Consider the following 17,967-nt stretch of genomic DNA (forward strand, 5'->3'; position numbering starts at 1 on the left):
GGTAAGAATGGTTCTACGGCACTTCCGACCCCTCCCCGGAGGTGCCGGGACACGCCTCCCGGGGTTCCCCCTTGCCTGCCGGGCGGTCGTGGCCACCTCGGTCGGCCGGTACGGGTTCCTCCTTCCCAACCGGTCGGCCACCTCGGGGGCTGGGGCGGGCCCGCCCCAGCCCCCGAGGCACGGGGTGGAACGCCGGGCAGATCGGCCGCCACCTTCAACCGCCTCTCGGACTCTCCCCGTGGTGGAAATCCCAGGCACCGTCCCCCTTGACCTCAAGTGGACTCGGGGTTGCACCGTGGGCGGTATGAACGACACTCACGCTGACCCCGTCGACGCCTTGGACGGGCCGCTCGGACGCGCACTGGTGATCGGCGGCACGGGGATGCTGTCCGGTGCGGTGCGAGGGCTGGCCGGACTCGGCTGGGAGCTGGTGGTACCCAGCCGCAACCCGTGGCGGGCGCCGCCCAGAGGGGTTCGCTGGGTCCGCTCGGAGTGGGGTAACCCCGGTGCGCTCGCTGAGTCGGTCCGCGCAACCGGAACCGCGACTGGGAACGCCCACGACCCCGCCCCTTTCGACCTGCTGGTGGCATGGGTGCACACACCCCACCGCGAACGGGTCCTGACCGCGGTGGAACCACTGCTGTCGAAGCGGGCCGTGGTGGTGGAAGTGTGGGGGAGCGCCTCCCGGAACCCGCTGACCACATTGCCGCCGCCCGTGCTGGACCTGCCCACCCACCAGACGGTTCTGGGCTACCAACGCCACAACGGCGGCACCCGCTGGCTCACGGACGGGGAGATCTCCGAGGGCGTCCTCGCCGCCGTGCGGTCCGCCCTCACCGGAGCACTCCCGCGCGTCCGCGAGGTGGGCACCCTCACCCCCTGGCCCCCGTGACCAGGGAGTGGATGTGGTCCGCGGCCGCCGCGGCCCCGTCGACTCCGGCCAGGCGGCGCTGGAGTTCCTGAGCTCGGGAGCGCGTATACGGATCGCGCAGGACGGTCTCGAACGCCCAGCGCAGCCGCTCGCCCCCGGCTTTGAAGGGGCTCAGGCCCACGGCGTTGCCGAACCGGACGCAGTCGCCGACGTTCCACCGCTGCTCCAGCTGCAGGCCGATCCCCACGAACGGCTTCCCCGAGGCCACGGCGGTCTGCACGGTGCCCTCACCGCCGTGGATGACCGAGGCGTCGATGAGGTCACCCAGCTTGTGCGCCGGGAGCAGGTCGAACACGTGCACGTGGGGGCCGAGGAGTTCCCGGTCTCCCGCGTCCAGGTATCGGGAGACCGGCGCGATGACGGTCACCGGAAGCCGGGAGAGCTCACCCAGGACCCGGAGCACCAGGTCCCGGTTGGCGGAGCTGCCCATGGCGAAGTAGATCACCGGCCGGTGCTCGCGTTTGGCCGCTTCGACCAGCTGGAAGACTCCTGGCGGGACCTCGAGGTCGAGGCGCGCGTAGACCGGCCCCACCCAGTGGTAGTTCGGCGGGAGCAGGTAGCGGCGCAGGTAGCCGGAGATGGACGCGACGAGGTTGACGTCCCCGTCCAGTGCCTCGACGGTTCTGCGGGGCAGTTTCACGCCGTACGCCCGGGCGACCTTCTGGAAGCCCGCGGGTTTGTACGAGGTGTACCGGGCGGCCTCGCGGAGCAGCGCCGCCGCCCCCGCGTTGACCGCTTCCGCCACGCGGCCCCCGCCGTCCAGGACCGGGACGGAACGGGCCTGGCGCAGGTGCGGCCACGAATAGGCGAACGGTTTCACGTACACCAGGGGGATTCCGCTGGCCCGCGCGGAGACGAGCTGGCTCAGCGTCGTGCCGATGACGGTCGCGGCCGGTCGCAGGAGGGTGTTCAACTCCATTTCGCGCTCGACCCGGGCCCGCACCATCTCTTCCGTGAACGGGTGACTCAGGCTCCGGCCCTGGTCGAAGCGGATGACTTGGTCCGCTTGTTCGCCGGTGAGCTCGGGGGTGAGCGGGTGGTATCCGAACCCCGCCTCCTCGATCAGGCCCGCGTACCGCTCCGAGTATCCGGCGAACACGCATTCGTGCCGGTCCCGCAACCGCCGGGCCACTTCGATGGCCCGCGTCGTCTCGGCGAGGTTGAAGGTTTCCGGGGCGAACAGAACAGTGCTCATACGGAACTCCTCTTCCACGGGGGACGTGCCTGCAACCTAGTTGGCGGGAACAGGGCGGGCAACGGACGCACCGGGGCGCGCAGACCTTCCGGGCATGTGGCATGACTCCCTCCGGAACCCCCGTGATGCGGGCGAACCCGATGGTCCACAGGGCCGGAGCAGGATTCGTCCAAACGTCCTAACCTGGCGGGGAAGTGCAGTTGTAGCAACACAGGGGGAACCGATGGCGGGACAGCGCGGGAGCGGCGGACAGGGGCGCCGGTACGGTGGCCGCGGCGGAGGTGGCGGCGGGGGCAAGCCCGAACCCGAGCCGATCCGCGGCAAGCGCGACGAGGCCCGGCTCTCCGCGGAGCTCCTGAAGATGCAAGGCGCCTCCTACGGGCGCTACAAGTCGCTCAAGGGCGACTGGGACTTCGGTGACTTCACGCTCACCGTGCAGCGCGTGCAGGCCGACCCCTTCGCCCCGCCCTCGCGGATCCGGATCCTGCGTCCCGACGCCGGTATCCCGGCCAGCGCCTACATCGACCCGGTGCGCCGCCGGGCCACCGCCGACTACCTCGGACGGCGCGCCCGCAGGCTGCTGAAGGGGTCGCTGCTGAAGGTCGACACCGGTGGCCAGGAGGTCATCGCGCGCTCCTCCTGCCAGGTCACCGAGGAGGGAGCCCTCGACCTGCGGATCGGGATCGACCTGCCCGGCCACGGTCGGCGGATCGACGGCAGGACCGCCGAGCGGGAGCTGTGCGCCACGGTCCCGGAACTGGTCGACGACCTCGACTGGGACGAGGTCGACCAGAAGGAGGCGCAAGGCTTCGCGGACAGCGTGGCCGACACCGTCGCCCTGCGGGCGGCGCTCTCCGAGCGGGACCTGGCCGCCTTCGTGGCCGACGGGGCGATCCTGCCCCGCCGCAGCGGGGTGAGCGACGAACCGATGGTCGGGGAGGGCACCGTGCCCTTCGACTCGCCCGAGAGCCTGCGGGTGAGCTTCGAGTTGCCGCACCGCGGCACCGTGACCGGGATGGGGGTGCCGGAGGGCATCACCCTGATCGTCGGCGGCGGATTCCACGGCAAGTCCACCCTGCTGCACGCTTTGGAGCGGGGGGTCTACGACCACGTGCCCGGTGACGGCCGGGAACTGGTGGTGACCCGGGACGACGCGGTCAAGATCCGAGCTGAGGAGGGGCGCCGAGTGGAGCGGGTCGACGTCAGCCCCTTCGTGCGCAACCTGCCCACAGGGGCCGACACGAGCGACTTCCGTACCGAGAACGCGTCCGGTTCCACCTCGCAGGCGGCCAATATCTGCGAGGCCGTCGAGGCGGGTTCCCGGACCCTGCTGGTGGACGAGGACTCCACGGCTACCAACCTGATGATTCGCGACGAGCGCATGCAAGCCCTGGTGCACGGTGACCGCGAACCCCTGGTGCCCTTCATCGACCTGGTACGTCCCCTGCACCGTGAGCACCGGGTCTCCACGATCCTGGTCATGGGCGGCAGCGGTGACTACTTCGACGTCGCCGACCAGGTGATCATGTTGGACGCCTACCACCCGCACGACGTCACTGAGCGCGCCCAGGAACTGGCCCACAAGCGCGTGGACGCCGAGTTCGCCCTGCCGCGCGCCCGCGTGGTCGCCCCGGGGTCGGTCAGCGACAGCACAGCCAAGGGCAGGAGCAAACTCAAGCGCCGAGACATGGACGTGCTGGTCTTCGGCGAGAGCGACATCGACGTGCGCTCGGTGGAACAGTTCGTCGACCCCGGCCAGATCACCGGGGCGGGGCTGGCTCTGCGAGCGCTGGTCAGCGGACAACACCTCGACGGCTCCCGCACCCTGGCCGAGGCCCTGGACTCTCTGGAAGCCGCCCTGGCCGAGAAGGGGGTCAGCCTGCTCGGCGACAGCTTCGGCGGCGACTACGCGCTACCACGCCGGTACGAGGTGGCCGCCACCCTCAACCGGCTGCGCGCACTGCGCGTATCCGGGCAGAACTGACCGGACCCGTACCGGCTCAGAACGGCGGAACTAGGAGGATCACCAGGATGGCGGCTCCGACCGCGGTGTCGTAGACCATGCAGCATTCGGCCAGGGACTTGGAGATCACCTTCCGGGTCCACCAGTGCACGGCGTCCCACGCGGCGTGCGCGAGCAGGCCGATCGCTACCACCGCGACCGCCACCTGGGCGGATACGGCCAGGGCGAGGATCCCGGCGCCTCCGAACACCACCAGCGCCGGGGTCTGGAGGGCGAACACACCCGGGCGGCGCAGTGCTCCGCCCGTCAGCCCGAGCACGACCAGCACGGCCCCCAAGCCGAGAACGACCGGCCAGGGCGTCACGCCCGCGCCCTCCAGCAGGAAGTAGAGGGCGGCCACCGAGACCACCATCGGCCAGCTGGTCCAAGGCCGGTCCAGGACCGCGATGGCCAGGTACATGACCGGCAGGATGAACAGGAGGAAGACCAGGCCCCCGCCGTCCCCGACACCGGAGACGGTGAGGGCGGCGGCCGTGGCGGCGATCAGCGTCGGCCACCACCGCTCCGGTAGCACTGTGGTGGCGCTCCGCGTGTCCGGGGCACTCGGCGCCGGTGCCGTGGTCTTTGCCGACGGGGCGGGGGACGGTGCCCCCGTACCAGGAGCGCCGGTGTTCTGTGTGCCTGAGTTCCGTGAACCGGGTATGGACGCCATGCCCACCAGACTTCGCCGGTGCGGTTCCGGGGGCCAGGCGTAGCCTGGAGTCGGTCCGAAATCCTGGGAAACCCGTCCGAACGGACCGGGCCGACGTAGCCCAGGCGCGTCCGAGGGAGCGGCGAGATGGTTGCACGCAGGGTCGTCGTGGTGGCCTACGCCGACGCGGAGATGCTGGAGATCTCCTCGGTCACGTCGACCTTGGCCACCACCAACGACCTCCTGTCCGGCGAGACGCCCTACGAGACGGCCCTCGCGACCTTGGGCGGCGGCCCGGTGCGCTGTTCCTCCGGCCTCACCGTGCAGAGCCAGGCGGCGCTCGAGGACCTCACCGGGCCGCTCGACACCCTGGTGGTATCGGGGGGCTGGGGGCACCGGCAGGCGGCGCGGAGCACGCACCTGGTCGCGCACGTGCGTCGCCTGGCCCGGGAGAGCAGGCGGGTGGCCTCCGTGTGCACGGGGTCGAGCGTGCTGGCCGCGGCCGGGCTGCTGGAGGGCCGCCGTGCCACCACCCACTGGCACTTCGCCCGCGAGCTGGCCGAACGCCACCCCGGGGTGAACGTCGACCCGGCCCCGATCTTCATCCGCGACGACGCCGTGTCGACCTCGGCCGGGGTGACCAGCGCTCTCGACCTGACCCTGGACTTCGTGGCCGAAGACCACGGGCCGTCCCTGGCCCGCCTAGTCTCGCGGATCCTCGTCACCTACTTCCAGCGCCCCGGAAACCAAGCGCAGATGAGCGTGCTCACCACCCTCGACCCGGAGGACACGCTGGTGCGCGGCGTGCTCGCGCATATCCGTACCCACCTGGACGGCGACCTCTCCGCGACCGGGCTCGCCCGGGCGGCGGGGGTGAGCACACGCCACCTCTACCGTCTCTGCCTCGCCCACACCGGACACCCGCCCAGCCATTTGGTACGCCGGGCCCGCGCCGAGGCCGCCGCCGATCTGCTGGAGTCCACCGCCCTCTCCGTCACCGAGGTGGCCGCCCGCTGCGGGTTCGGTTCGGCCGAGGCCCTCCGCCAGGTGTTCGCCGGGTACTACGGGACCCCGCCCTCCCGCTTCCGCGCCGTCTACCGGCACCCGCACTCGGACCCGACGTCCAGTCACCACCTTTCCGACCACTCACCGCCATGACCTTTGGTGTGGCCGTCGTCACGTCTGGGGGGTAGGGGGCCGGTCCCACCCACCCCGGGTCGGTATTGTGGAAAAGCAGGGCGCACCGAACCCGAAGGGGGCCGTACCGGACTTCCCCGTCAGGCCAGGGTGGGCGGCTCGCCCTGTGATCCCGACCAGCTTTGGAGACGAGACCCGGTGCGTGACCCCGCAGATCTGTACGAACTCCATCCCGGCTTCGACGATGTCACCGGCTTGGCGATGCTCGTCTGCCTGGACGGCTTCGTTGACGCCGGTAACGCGGGCCGCCAGATGTCGGAGGCTCTGTTCGAACGGTTCACCGCCGAGGAGGTCGCGAGCTTCGATACCGACCGCCTGGTGGACTACCGCTCCCGCAGGCCGTCGATGACCTTCGTCGAGAACACCTGGACCGAGTACACCCCGCCCAAGCTCGCCCTGTACCGGATGCAGGACGACGAGGGGAACCCCTTCCTCGTCCTGCACGGGCCGGAGCCGGACCGTGAGTGGGAGGCCTTCGTCGCGGCCGCAGAGCACCTGGTCGACCGGTTCGCGGTCTCGCTGTCCATCAGCGTCAACGGCATCCCCATGGCGGTGCCGCACACTCGGCCGGTCACGGTCACTCCGCACTCGACCCGGCCCGAGCTGGTCGCGGGGCACACCCCGTGGATCGGCCGCGTCGAGGTACCCGGCAGCGCGTCCTCGCTGCTGGAGTTCCGCCTGGGGGAGAGCGGCCACGACTTCATCGGCTACGCCATCCACGTGCCCAGCTACCTGGCGCAGTCCACGTACCCGCGCGCGGCCATCGCCGCCTCCGAGTACGTCGCCGGAGCCACCGGCCTCGCCATGCCCACGAGCGGCCTTGAGGAGGTCGCCGGGGCCACGGACGTGGAGATCGAGGAGCAGGTCGCCGCCTCCGAGGAGATCCAGCGCGTGGTGGCCAACCTGGAACGCCAGTACGACGACATCATGTCCTCGCGTTCGGACGAGGACGGTGGGCCCACCCCGCTGACCGAGGACGACGCGGGCCTGCCCACCGCCGACGAACTCGGCGCGGAACTCGAACGCTTCCTCGCAGAGCGCGAGGGCGACGGAAACGGATAGCCGTGTTCTACCAGATCCTCTTCAGCTCGGTCCTGCGCCACATGGACGCGGAGAAGGTCCACAAGCTGAGCTTCGCCGCGCTGCGCGGCGTGACCGCCCTCCCCGGCGCCGCCGAGGCGATGGGCAAGGTCCTGGGTCCGAGGGAACCCGAGCTGACCGTGCACGCGCTGGGCCGGGAGTTCCCCGGTCCGCTGGGCATGGCGGCCGGTTTCGACAAGAACGCGGAGAGCCCTCGCGGGCTGGCCGCCCTCGGCTTCGGTTACGTCGAGGTGGGCACCGTCACCGCTCAGCCCCAGCCCGGAAACCCGAAGCCGCGCCTGTTCCGGCTGGTCGCCGACCGCGCCATCGTCAACCGGATGGGTTTCAACAACGAGGGTTCCGCGCTGGTCGCCGAGCGCCTGCACCACCAGAGCGGTGGTCCGGTGGTCGGGGTCAACATCGGCAAGACCAAGGTGACCCCCGAGGACGAGGCTCCCGCCGACTACGCGCTGAGCGCCCTGCGGCTGGCGCCCTACGCCGACTACATGGTCATCAACGTGAGCTCGCCCAACACCCCTGGTCTGCGCAACCTCCAGGGTGTGGAACAGCTGCGCCCCCTGGTCGCCGCGGTCCGCGACGCTCTCACCGAGGCGGGCCGTTCCGAGCTGCCGCTGCTGGTGAAGATCGCACCGGACCTGGCCGACGAGGACGTGGACGCCGTCGCCGACCTGGCGCTGGCCGAAGGGCTCGACGGGATCATCGCCACCAACACCACGATCTCCCGCGCCGGGCTGGACTCCTCCGGCACCGAGGTCGATGCGGCCGGTGCAGGCGGCCTGTCGGGCGCCCCGCTCAAGGAGCGTTCGCTCGAGGTCCTGCGCCGCCTGCGCGCCAAGGTGGGTGACCGGGTGACCCTGGTCGCGGTCGGCGGCATCGAGACCCCCGGTGACGCGTGGGCCCGCATCCGGGCGGGTGCCACCCTGGTACAGGGTTACACCGGGCTGATCTACGGCGGCCCGCTGTGGCCCCGCCGGATCCACCGCGGCTTGGCGCGGCTGGTCCGCGCCTCGGGTTACAGCTCCGTGCAGGAGGCGGTCGGCTCCGACGCCCCGGCGCCGGTTCTGAAGGTGGTGCAGGGGACCCCGCACGCCAACTGACCGGGCGCCAACCGGGCCGCCCGCAGACTTTCGGGGCGTCGGCATCCACGCTCCGCGGCAGCCCCGAGGCACTCTCAAACGCTCTGAGCCATCCGGAAGCGGCCGGTGGGGGGTGTACCCCCCGCCGGCCGCAGTGCCGAGCGCTGCGCGGCCTACCAGTCGCCGTCCCAGCCGTCCGGGTACATCCTGCCGGGCTCGGGTCCGCCGAGCGCCTGGGTGGTGGTCACGAACTCGAAGTCGTCGGCCCGGAGCTCTTCGATGATCTCCGGAACGGCCACCAGGGTGGCGGGCTGGGGGTCGTGCAGCAGGACCACCGCGCCGTGGTCGACCTCCGTGAGCACGTGCTCCACGATCTCGTCGGGGTCCAGCCCGTCCCAGTCCTGGCTGTCCACCGTCCACATGATCTCCGCCATGTCCTGTTCCTCGACCTCTGCGTTGACGTCCGCGTCGGTGGCGCCGAAGGGCGGTCGGAACAGGTCCACCGTGTACCCGGTCTGCCGACGGATCATCGCGCTCACCGCTGCCACCTGGGCGGTCAGCTCCTCGGCGTCGTCGATCCGGTTCAGGGGGTCGTGCTCGTCGCCGTGGTTGGCGATCTCGTGCCCCTGGGCGTAGGTCCGCCGCAGTACCCCCGGACGGGTGAGGACCGGTCCGCCGTTGAGGTAGAACGATGCGGTCACCTCCTCCTCGGCCAGAATGTCCAGGAGGTGCGGTGTGGCTTCGGCCGGCCCGTCGTCGAAGGTCAGCGCTACACACTTGGTCTCGCCGTCGTAGCAGTCCACGCCCTCTTCACCGGCGGTGAAGACGCCGGGCGGGTCGGTGTCGGCCTCTTCCGCGTCCGCCGCGTCCTCCTCGCCGTCGGCCTGCGGCAGGTCCAGGTCGGGCTCGTCCACGAGGGAGGCCTCCCTGGCCCGTTCTCCCAGGTCCGACAGCAGCGGCGCGGCTTCTTCGTGCTCGACCACCACGGTTTTGCGGCCGGGCTCCGCGTCGGGCACGTGCTCCTCGACGACGGGGGACAGGTGTCCGTCGTCGAACTCCACTACCAGATCGCCGTCGTCGTTGAAGCCGATCGAGTCGTAGGTCCGCAGCACCGGCCACAGGCCTTCGACGTCCACGTCCTCGTCCTCGGCTAGCTCCTCGCGGGCGATGCTGTTCAGCTCGTCCAGTTCCTCCTGCCCGGCCAGGAGCTCGGTGGAGTAGGCCGCCGTGTCCGTCGCTGCGTCGTACCAGTAGGTCGAGTAGCCCTCGCGGAGCCCGTGCATGTCCTCCTCGGTGCGCAGTAGGCGCACCCCCAGCACCCCGTCCCCGGCTGCGGCCAGCTCCCAACCGATGTCCAGGCTCACCGGATCGCGGGTGCCAGCGCGGAAGTCCTGGACCTCGCCGTCCACCCGGGCGGCGAGGGCTGCGGTGAACGCCTCCGCGCCCGCCAACTCCGGGTAGGCCACGCTGATCTCCACCCCCTCGGGCTCATAGGGGTGGTCGGGAAAGTCCTTCGCGTCGCCCCGCCACTCGGTGACCTCCTCGTCGGTGTCCTCCGCCGCCCCGTCCACCAGTACCGTCAGCCGGTCCGGGTCGCCCCCGTCCGCCCCGGTCTCACACGCGGCCAGGGGCAGGGCCAGCGCCACCAGCATCGCCCCGGGCCAGAGCGGGTGGCGGCGGCCCACCCGGGACCGGGGAACAGTCCGGTCCGGTTCAACTCTCCTCGACGACAAAACCCGACTCCCTCGTCCCATTACAGGGTGCTCACACGGCTGCTGGGAGCAACATAGGCGACAACACCCCTGGCCCCGGGGCTGTGACCACATGTGGACACAGCCCCGGCCGGGATCGCGCACCGGGAGTCACCCCTCGTCGCCCGCGGCATCCTCCTCAGCGTCGTCCTCGTTCTCCTCGTCGTCCGTCTCCGGGGGTTCGGGGAGGCCGTCGTCGTAGGTCTGGCCGGGCTCGGTGGTGCCCAGCATCTGGGTCACCGTGACCATGGTGTACCCGCGTTCGTCCAGTTCACGAATGATGTCGACGGAGGCATCGATGGTGGTGTCGTGGATGTCGTGCATGAGGATGATCGCGCCGTCCTCGGCGCCGTCGACTGCGCGCTCGGCCACCAGGTCGGCATCGCGGTCCTTCCAGTCGCTGGTGTCCACGCTCCACATGATCTGCGCCAGCCCGAGGTCCTCGGTGACCTCGGCGACGGTGTCGTCGGTGGCGCCGTAGGGCGGGCGCATCAGGTCCATCGTGTAGCCGGTCTCCCGGTACACCAGGGCCTGGGTCGCCTCCAGGTTGTCGTGGGCCGACCCCGCGCTGGTCTCGGTCAGGTTCGGGTGGCTCAGGGTGTGGTTGGCCAGCTCATGGCCCTCCGCGTAGGTACGGCGCAGGATCCACGGGTTCTCCATCACCGGGTGGCCGGTCACGAAGAAGGTGGCGCGGGCGTCGTGTTCGTCCAGGGCGTCCAGCAGCTCGGGGGTCCTGCCGCCGGGGCCGTCGTCGTAGGTCAGGGCCACGCAGTCGGTGTCGGGGTCGGAACAGTCCACTGCTTCCTCATGCGGGGCCAGCTCCCCGGGCGCACCCTCCGCGGAACCGTCCCTGTCGGTGTCGGGGGCCTCGTCCACGGAGAACTCGTGCACACCCGTGGTCGCGGCCTCGCGCACGCGCAGCCCCAGTTCGGACAGGAGGGCGTCGGCCTCGTCACGGTCGATCACGGCGTGGATCCGGCCCTCGTCGGCTGGGGCGACCTGTCCGGCGTCGAACTCCACCACCAGGTCACCGTCAGGGTTGAAGCCCACCGAGTCGTAGAGGGCGCTGATCGGGTGCAGGGCGGAGGACTCGGCGGGGCCGTCCGCCAGGGCCTCGCGCACCTGTTCGTTGAGCTCGTCCAGTTCCTCCTGTCCGGCGAGCAGGTGGGTGGAACCGTGGACCATGCCCGTCTCGGTCTCGTACCAGAAGGTGCTGTTGCCCTCGCGGGTCTCCTCGGAGTCGGTCTCCTCGGTGGTGATCCGAACACCGAGGATCCCCTCTTCTGCCGCGGTCAGGCCCCATTCGCCCATGAACGAACTCGCGCCCGGGTTGGCGGCGTCGAAGGCGTGCACCTGGGCGGTCAGGGTGCGGTCCAGGAAGTCGGTCAGCGGCGTGGCGTTCGGGATCACGGGGTAGGCGACGCTGACGTCGCTGTCGCCCTCGTAGTCGATCTCGGTCTCGTCGATGCCGGAGACGGCGTCGGCGTCCACGGTCGTGAGTTCGTCCGGTTCACCGGTGGCCGGGAGGCGTTCCTCCTCGGCCTCGGGCGGGTTGGCCGTGTTCTGGGCACTGCCCGGTTCCACGAGGGGGCCCGAGGACCGGGTCGCCAACAACACCAGCCCCAGTAGGACGACCATGGCGACCACGACCGTCAGAATGGGGCGGTCGGGGGCCATGGTCGGGCGGTCCTGCTGATTCACCTGTGTTTCTCCACGTTCATCGTCAGACGAACGTTCGCGGGGGAGGCGGGGGCGCGCTCTCCCACGTAACGCTGATGTCGGGTGTGATGCCGGGCACACGGCGGGGGTTTCGCGTCGCGGCTCCGGATTCGGCTCATGGCCGGGGGCGGCCACGCCGGGTACAAGGGCGGAGGGGGCTCTCCCTATACTTGCAGTCGTGGAAGGTACACGCTCCATACTTTTCGCCCCGGAGCCCTCCGGGGCGGGTGGTGCGTGTCGAGAGAGGGAACCCGGTGCGAATCCGGGACTGCCCCGCAGCGGTGAGTGGGAACGACCGTCGCCATAAGCACTGGTGAACCGACCGGAACAGTCGGAAAACCGGGAAGCGGTGACTGCTAGGAAACCCGGCTCTACAGCCGGAAACGCCCACGAGTCCGAAGACCTGCCTCCACCCGGCGGCGCACCCGTGCCGCCGGTGGTCCCGTGCCCCGAGGGAGGGCCGAGGACGGAGACGACCGTGCGCGCATGACGCGCGCGTTTCGGTGTGTCCGCGTCCTCGCTCACCTCGCGACCGGGATCTGGCTTTCGACGAGGGAGAGAAGCTACATGGACAAGAACTCGGCGGCCTCCCAGCCGTCCGTTCGTTCTACGGTGCACGGTTACCCGCGCATCGGTCCCGACCGCGAACTCAAGCGCGCCAGCGAGTCCTACTGGAAGGGCGGCACCACCGCCCAGGAGCTCGACGCTGTCGCCGCCGGCCTCCGCAAGGGCGTCTACGCCCAGCTGCGCGAGGCGGGCGTGGACGACATCCCCTCCAACACGTTCTCCTACTACGACCACGTGCTGGACACGGCGGTCCTGTTCGACCTCGTGCCGTCCCGCTTCACCTCCCCGGCCCAGGCCGAGGACCGGGACGAGCAACTGCGCCGCTACTTCGCCCTCGCCCGTGGTGAGCAGGGGGCCCCTCCGCTGGAGATGACCAAGTGGTTCGACACCAACTACCACTACCTCGTCCCCGAACTCTCCCCGAGCACCAGGCCGCGCCTGGTCGGTGACAAGCCCGTCGCCGAATTCCGCGAAGCCTCCGGGGCCGGCTTCCAGACCCGCCCCGTGCTGGTCGGTCCGCTGACCTTCCTGCTGCTGTCCAAGGCCGCCGACGACGCCCCCGAGGGCTGGGAGCCCATCGAGCTGCTCGACCAGCTCCTGGACGCCTACACCAAGCTCCTGGGCGACCTGAAGGCGGCGGGCGCCACCGAGGTCCAGCTCGACGAGCCGATCCTGGCCACCGACGAGGGCCGTGCCGCCGTCGGCCACCTGGAGCGCGTCTACCAGCGCCTGGGTGCCCTCACCGAGCGCCCCTCGCTGCTGGTCTCCGCCTACTTCGGCTCCATCGGCTCCGCCGCCCTGCGCGTGCTCAAGGAGTCGCCGGTGGATGCGGTCGGCCTGGACCTGGTCACCGACGGCGAAGGAGTCGCGGACCTCACCGCGGTCTCCGGTCTGGGGGCCACCCGCCTGGTCGCGGGTGTCGTGGACGGCCGCAACGTCTGGCGCGCCGACCTGCCCGCCACCGCCGCCGAACTCGGCACCCTGCTGGGCTTCAGCGACGAGCTCACGGTGAGCACCTCCTGCTCTCTGCTCCATGTCCCCATCGACCTGGACGCCGAGACCGAACTCGCGCCCGAGCTGCGCGAGGCCCTGGCCTTCGCCAAGCAGAAGGCCAAGGAGGTGGCCCTCCTGGGCCGCGTGCTCTCCGAGGGCGGCGACGCCGAACTCGGGGCGTCCGAGCCCCGGACCCCGGCCTTCACCGACGCCCGGGTGCGCGCCCGTCTGGACGCCCTGGGCAAGGACGCCTACGAGCGTCCCGAGAACCGCGGGGCGCCCAGCGAGGTCACGCTCACCACGACCACCATCGGTTCCTTCCCACAGGTCCCGGAGTTGCGCCGGGCCCGTGCCGCGCACCGCCGCGGCGAGCTGGCCACGGAGGAGTACCACCAGGTCCTCCGTTCGGAGATCGACCGCGTCATCGCGCTCCAGGAGGACATCGGCCTGGACGTCCTCGTCCACGGTGAGCCCGAGCGCAACGACATGGTCCAGTACTTCGCGGAGCAGCTGGAGGGCTACGCCACCACGCTGAACGGCTGGGTGCAGTCCTACGGTTCGCGCTGCGTGCGTCCGCCGATCCTGTTCGGTGACGTCTCGCGCCCTGAGCCGATGACGGTCGAGTGGATCACCTACGCCCAGTCGCGCACCGACAAACCGGTCAAGGGCATGCTGACCGGTCCGGTCACCATGCTCGCCTGGTCGTTCGTCCGCACCGACCAGCCGCTCGGGGAGACCGCCCGCCAGGTCGGTCTGGCCCTGCGTGACGAGGTCGCCGACCTGGAGCGCGCGGGTATCCGCCACATCCAGGTGGATGAGGCCGCCCTGCGCGAGCTCCTGCCGCTGCGCGACGAGCAGCGGCAGGCGTACCTCGACTGGGCGGTCAACTCCTTCCGACTGGCCACTTCGGGGGTCGCGGGAAGCACAACCATCCACACGCACATGTGCTACTCGGAGTTCAACCAGATCGTCGGCGGTATCGAGGCGCTCGACGCCGACGTCACCAGCGTCGAAGCGGCCCGTTCACGGATGGAGCTGGTCGAGGAGCTGGGGCGGCGCGGCTACAAGCGCGGAATCGGCCCGGGCGTCTACGACATCCACTCGCCTCGGGTGCCCTCGGTGGACGAGATCGAGGGTTCACTGCGCCTGGCGGCGGCGCACGTCGATGCCGGGAACCTGTGGGCCAACCCGGACTGCGGTCTGAAGACGCGCGGTTACGCCGAGACCGAGCAGGCCCTGCGCAACATGGTCGAGGCGGTCCGCCGCGTGCGAGCTGACCTCTAGGGCGCCTTAGGTGCTCAACCGCGCCCGGTCACCCTCGGGGCCGGGCGCGGCCGGTAAGGCGACAACGCGAGACTCGACGAATACCCCAAAGGGGGCCGCGGCACGTGCCGCGGCCCCCTTTCTACGCAGTTTTCGGGTGTTCCTCTCCAGCGAGAGGAGCGGGATCAGGTACCGACGACGTTCAGCGCGTCAGCCGCCGCGTCGACCATGATGTCCTCGAGGTCGCTCGGCATTTCGAGAGCCGCCTTGGCTTCGTCGTCGCCCAGGACGTCGTTCAGCTCGTACTCGATCCGGATGTTGAGGTTCTCCGTGCGCACCATCACGGCGGCGAAGGGGAGCGCGTCCCCGAGGATGTCGTTCCTGGTGTACACGTAGTGGGCCTCGTCGCCCAGCCCGTCGATCTCGTTGCTCTCCTCGACGTGCTCGGCCTCGTGCGTGGAGTAGCTGCCCTCACCGGTGTAGTTGTCGACCGACCGCTGGAAGTCCTCCCCGGCGCGCTCGGTGGAGTCGCTCGCGGTGTAGGGGACCTCGTAGACGATCCGGAGGCTGCCCGCCGCGTCATCGGAGTTGCCCTCGGGGGCGTCACCGCGGCCGGTGCAGCGGGCGCTGTTGTCGGAAACCGACTTGTCGCCGCCATCGGCGATCAGGAAGTTGGCCGAGATCTCGTCGGTCACCGCGTCGCAGGGCTCGGTCGGCACCTCGAAGGGCGGCTCACCGGCGGGACCGGCGTCGCCGTCGGGCTCGGTCGTGGTCTCGTCGTCGTCCGATCCGTCCGGCTCGTCCTCTACTTCGTCGTCGGTGGTCTGCGACGTCTCGTCGGGGTCGGCAGCGACCTCATCACCTTCGTTGCCGTTGGTGACCAGCATGACGACCACGGCGATCACCAAGACGATGATGATCGCGCCGCCGCCGATGACCACCCACAGGCCGGCTTTGCTACCGCCACCGCCCTGGGGAGGCTGTCCGGGGGGCGGGAAACCGCCGGGGCCGCCAGGAGGACCGTAGGGCGGCTGGCCGCCGGAGTACATGCCCTGGTCCTGCCCGGGGCCGCCCGGGCCCGGGTACGGGCCTCCGGGCTGGCCGAATCCGGGCTGGCCGGGCTGACCGGGGTCGCCGTAGGGGCCTCCCTGCGGCTGGCCGAAAGGCGGCTGGCCGCCGGTGCCGTCCCCACCACCGTAAGGATTCTGCGGTGGCTGGTTGTAAGGTCCGTTTTCGCTCATGGCTCCCCTCGCCCGGTGATGTGCTAACCGTTTTCTCTGGGACGCGTGTGCGCGCCGGTGGGTTCTCACGAGTTCCCGTGGTGACCGTCGGCGGATCGCCGGGCGGATGACAGCACGGGGAACCGTGGGGGAGGCGGACCCGCTTCCGCGCCGGGCCCGCGGGCGAGTGCGGGGTGACGTGGGCGGGAGTTCCCCGTGTCGTGAGGAGGTCCCCGGTGATACGGGGTGCCGACCGCCGCGATTGGAGCCGACGGGTCGGTTACCCGCAGGCCAGGGGTCGGGACGTGTTGCATCCTAACTGGGTGGGCCGGGCCCGTGGCAGGGCGGACCTGGGGTAGGAGGGAAGATCGTCACCGTTTTGTGCTTCTCGCGAGGAGACTCACCATTGACGTTGCACAATTGTGACTTCGTTTCGTGGACATCGCGCATTGAGGCCGGGTAATAGACTTCGGGCGAAAATAAGGCCTTTGGTCCCGGGGCGCGGGCGAAAACCTTTCCGGGTGATGTGCCTTACTGCGAGGGGTAGTGGCCACTGGGCAAGGGGTGAAACCTGTGACCGGTTGTGGCCACGGGGGACTGATCAGAACATCGAGATGTGCACGTGGTCGAAGTGGTTCTCGGTGAGGTTGCCGCGGTCGGACATGTCGCGCCAATCGGTGTCGCCGCGGCGCACATCCCAGATCTGCTGCCGGTAGATGATGTACATGACCCCGAGGTCCTCGGCGTTGTCCATGGCGTACTCGGAGATGTCCCAGCCGCGCTGGACCTCCTCCTCAGTGGGCATCCCGCCGCTCGCGTGCAGCATGAAGTCGCAGGCCCGGCCCAGGGGGTGCTCGCCGACGACGAAGCCGCCCTCCTCCCGGTAGCAGCCCACGCCGCCCACGTCGTCTCCGCGGCCGAACTCCTCGATGATCGTGTCGCGCATCTGCTCCGTGCGCGGGGTGATGTTGTTGTGCGACTGCATGGGCTGGTCAGGGTGGTCGGCGATCAGGCGCCGCACGTCCATCCGCCGCTCCTCGAGCGCGTCCATGTCCTCCTCGACCTCGGCCAACCGCTCTTCCGCGTTGGCTTGGGCCACCTCTTCACGGGACAGCGCTTGGTCGAGCTGGTCGATCTTCTCCTGGTTGGTGGTGGACAGGTAGTCGATGACCATGGCACGGTCGATGACCTCGTCGGGCTCGGCCTCGACGAACAGTGACATGGAGGGGTCGATGCCGCTGCTGGTGTAGGTGGCCACGGCCAGGGAGCGCACCTGGTCACGGGCCTCCTCCGCGTCCTCGCGCGTGGATTCGGCGCGGTCCTCTGCCCGTTCGGCCTCCTCCAGAACGGCCTCCATGTCGCGCAGCTCGCCCTGGTACTCGTCGGTCAGCTCGTCGGCACGGGACTGGAGGTCACTCATGCTCTCCGGTTCCTGGGGCGCGAACTGGGGAGCCAGGGCGGCCGCGGCGGAGACAGGCACGGTGATCGCGACGGCGACGAAGGAGGCGGCGAGCACGGCGGCCCGGGTCCGTGCCGGGCGCAGAACGGCGGGCAGGAGCTCGATGCCGTCGGCGAGGGCTTCCCGCCACGTGTACTCGGAGGGATCGGGGGCCCAGAAATCGGCGTAGTCGTCCACTCGGCTCGGATCTTCGGGCTGCACGGTGTGGTCGCTCCTTGGGCTCACACACGTCCCCTGCGGGCACGGGGGCGCTGTGGGCGCGTCTTCTCGTCTTACCCGGGCGGGGCGCGCGGCCGCCTTCGGAGCTGCCTGGCCCTCGGCACTCACGACGCGCTGCGGCGGGGAGAGTCACGGGATGCTCAAGAGTGTAGGCACTCGCGCGGCCCTTCGGGAGGGACAGGCTGATTCCATCTCCCAATAGAGGCCGCGATGTGGTGTAACTAACCACATTCAGGCGCGGCATTTGGCCGAATCGACCGCTCTCGCCATGGTTGAGTGGGTGGCGTGAAGGCTCCTGAGTACGGTATAGCGACCCCCGCCAGCAGGGCGGACACCACCCGGCGGTGTGTTCCGCTGCCCGGTGGCCGTTGTCGGCTGCCCCGTCGCTGTCCAGTGCCGCGCCAGTTCTGACACGCGCCGTACCGGACACCACACGCCGGAGCCGGTTCCGGGCCCGCCCACGGGCCGCCCGTTCCGAGCCCTGACCGCCGGAAGCACCGGCGCGTCGCCGACGTCCGCCGGCCGAGCGCTTCGTACGCTCGTGAGTGGGCGTCACATCCACGCTGAGTCCAGAGCCCTCCCCTGCCCAAGGGCAGCCGCTGGACACCACCGCCAGACGTCG

Annotated in this window: 12 protein-coding genes and 1 riboswitch; of the genes, 6 read left to right on the forward strand and 6 right to left on the reverse strand. The window is 70.3% G+C overall.

Annotation, left to right across the window (positions count from 1 at the left end; genetic code table 11):
- Nucleotides 1-304 precede the first annotated feature (304 nt).
- The gene (locus ACYVD1_RS19040) at nt 305-892 is read left to right on the forward strand and encodes a Rossmann-fold NAD(P)-binding domain-containing protein (protein WP_460774468.1); all 588 of its coding nucleotides are present in this window, start codon (nt 305-307) and stop codon (nt 890-892) included.
- On the opposite strand, the gene ACYVD1_RS19045 is transcribed toward ACYVD1_RS19040, so the two are convergent.
- Nucleotides 873-2,126 (reverse strand): glycosyltransferase, encoded by a 1,254-nt coding sequence (locus ACYVD1_RS19045; protein ID WP_460774471.1) that lies wholly within the window; start codon nt 2,124-2,126, stop codon nt 873-875. The two genes, ACYVD1_RS19040 and ACYVD1_RS19045, sit on opposite strands and share 20 nt — an antisense overlap.
- A gap of 223 nt (nt 2,127-2,349) precedes the next feature.
- Between ACYVD1_RS19045 and ACYVD1_RS19050 the strand changes: the two genes are divergently transcribed.
- Entirely contained in the window at nt 2,350-4,110 is a 1,761-nt protein-coding gene (locus tag ACYVD1_RS19050) for an ABC-ATPase domain-containing protein (protein ID WP_460774474.1), read from the forward strand.
- Nucleotides 4,111-4,126: 16 nt separating this feature from the next.
- Here ACYVD1_RS19050 and ACYVD1_RS19055 read toward each other — a convergent pair whose 3' ends face one another.
- Complete coding sequence (locus ACYVD1_RS19055) at nt 4,127-4,663, reverse strand: hypothetical protein (RefSeq protein WP_460774476.1); 537 nt, start codon at nt 4,661-4,663, stop codon at nt 4,127-4,129.
- Between the two features lie 264 nt (nt 4,664-4,927).
- Here ACYVD1_RS19055 and ACYVD1_RS19060 point away from each other — a divergent pair, with 264 nt between their 5' ends.
- From ACYVD1_RS19060 to ACYVD1_RS19070, 3 genes are all read left to right on the forward strand, one after another.
- Nucleotides 4,928-5,938, forward strand: coding sequence for a GlxA family transcriptional regulator (locus ACYVD1_RS19060; RefSeq protein WP_460774479.1), 1,011 nt, complete (start codon nt 4,928-4,930; stop codon nt 5,936-5,938).
- Between the two features lie 177 nt (nt 5,939-6,115).
- On the forward strand, nt 6,116-7,039 hold the full coding sequence (locus ACYVD1_RS19065; protein ID WP_460774482.1) for a proteasome assembly chaperone family protein: 924 nt from the start codon (nt 6,116-6,118) through the stop codon (nt 7,037-7,039).
- Nucleotides 7,036-8,175, forward strand: coding sequence for a quinone-dependent dihydroorotate dehydrogenase (locus ACYVD1_RS19070; protein WP_460774588.1), 1,140 nt, complete (start codon nt 7,036-7,038; stop codon nt 8,173-8,175). Before ACYVD1_RS19065 ends, ACYVD1_RS19070 begins: the two co-directional genes overlap by 4 nt.
- Before the next feature lie 152 nt (nt 8,176-8,327).
- Here the strand turns inward: ACYVD1_RS19070 and ACYVD1_RS19075 are convergent, their stop codons facing one another.
- Nucleotides 8,328-9,887 carry a polysaccharide deacetylase family protein gene (locus ACYVD1_RS19075; protein ID WP_460774484.1) on the reverse strand — a complete coding sequence of 520 codons (1,560 nt, stop codon included), beginning with the start codon at nt 9,885-9,887 and terminating at the stop codon, nt 8,328-8,330.
- Between the two features lie 129 nt (nt 9,888-10,016).
- Nucleotides 10,017-11,582, reverse strand: a complete 1,566-nt coding sequence (locus tag ACYVD1_RS19080; RefSeq protein ID WP_460774591.1) for a polysaccharide deacetylase family protein — start codon at nt 11,580-11,582, stop codon at nt 10,017-10,019.
- 268 nt (nt 11,583-11,850) lie between these two features.
- Nucleotides 11,851-12,035, forward strand: a riboswitch (cobalamin riboswitch).
- A gap of 156 nt (nt 12,036-12,191) precedes the next feature.
- Here ACYVD1_RS19080 and metE point away from each other — a divergent pair.
- Entirely contained in the window at nt 12,192-14,468 is a 2,277-nt protein-coding gene (gene metE, locus ACYVD1_RS19085) for a 5-methyltetrahydropteroyltriglutamate--homocysteine S-methyltransferase (RefSeq protein ID WP_460774486.1), read from the forward strand.
- A gap of 164 nt (nt 14,469-14,632) precedes the next feature.
- On the opposite strand, the gene ACYVD1_RS19090 is transcribed toward metE, so the two are convergent.
- Together ACYVD1_RS19090 and ACYVD1_RS19095 are read right to left on the reverse strand one after the other, a co-directional pair.
- Nucleotides 14,633-15,688 (reverse strand): DUF3558 domain-containing protein, encoded by a 1,056-nt coding sequence (locus ACYVD1_RS19090; RefSeq protein WP_460774488.1) that lies wholly within the window; start codon nt 15,686-15,688, stop codon nt 14,633-14,635.
- Nucleotides 15,689-16,268: 580 nt separating this feature from the next.
- Complete coding sequence (locus ACYVD1_RS19095; RefSeq protein WP_460774491.1) at nt 16,269-17,327, reverse strand: coiled-coil domain-containing protein; 1,059 nt, start codon at nt 17,325-17,327, stop codon at nt 16,269-16,271.
- Between the last annotated feature and the right edge of the window lie 640 nt (nt 17,328-17,967).

It is taken from the genome of Nocardiopsis nanhaiensis (genome assembly GCF_054778635.1).

Bases quoted from the DNA above. Each gene is read 5' to 3' on its own strand.
- ACYVD1_RS19060 (WP_460774479.1), top strand. From the start codon at position 4,928: ATGGTTGCACGCAGGGTCGTCGTGGTGGCCTACGCCGACGCGGAGATG.
- metE (WP_460774486.1), top strand. From the start codon at position 12,192: ATGGACAAGAACTCGGCGGCCTCCCAGCCGTCCGTTCGTTCTACGGTG.
- ACYVD1_RS19045 (WP_460774471.1), bottom strand. From the start codon at position 2,126: ATGAGCACTGTTCTGTTCGCCCCGGAAACCTTCAACCTCGCCGAGACG.
- ACYVD1_RS19080 (WP_460774591.1), bottom strand. From the start codon at position 11,582: ATGGCCCCCGACCGCCCCATTCTGACGGTCGTGGTCGCCATGGTCGTC.
- ACYVD1_RS19090 (WP_460774488.1), bottom strand. From the start codon at position 15,688: ATGAGCGAAAACGGACCTTACAACCAGCCACCGCAGAATCCTTACGGT.
- ACYVD1_RS19040 (WP_460774468.1), top strand. From the start codon at position 305: ATGAACGACACTCACGCTGACCCCGTCGACGCCTTGGACGGGCCGCTC.
- ACYVD1_RS19050 (WP_460774474.1), top strand. From the start codon at position 2,350: ATGGCGGGACAGCGCGGGAGCGGCGGACAGGGGCGCCGGTACGGTGGC.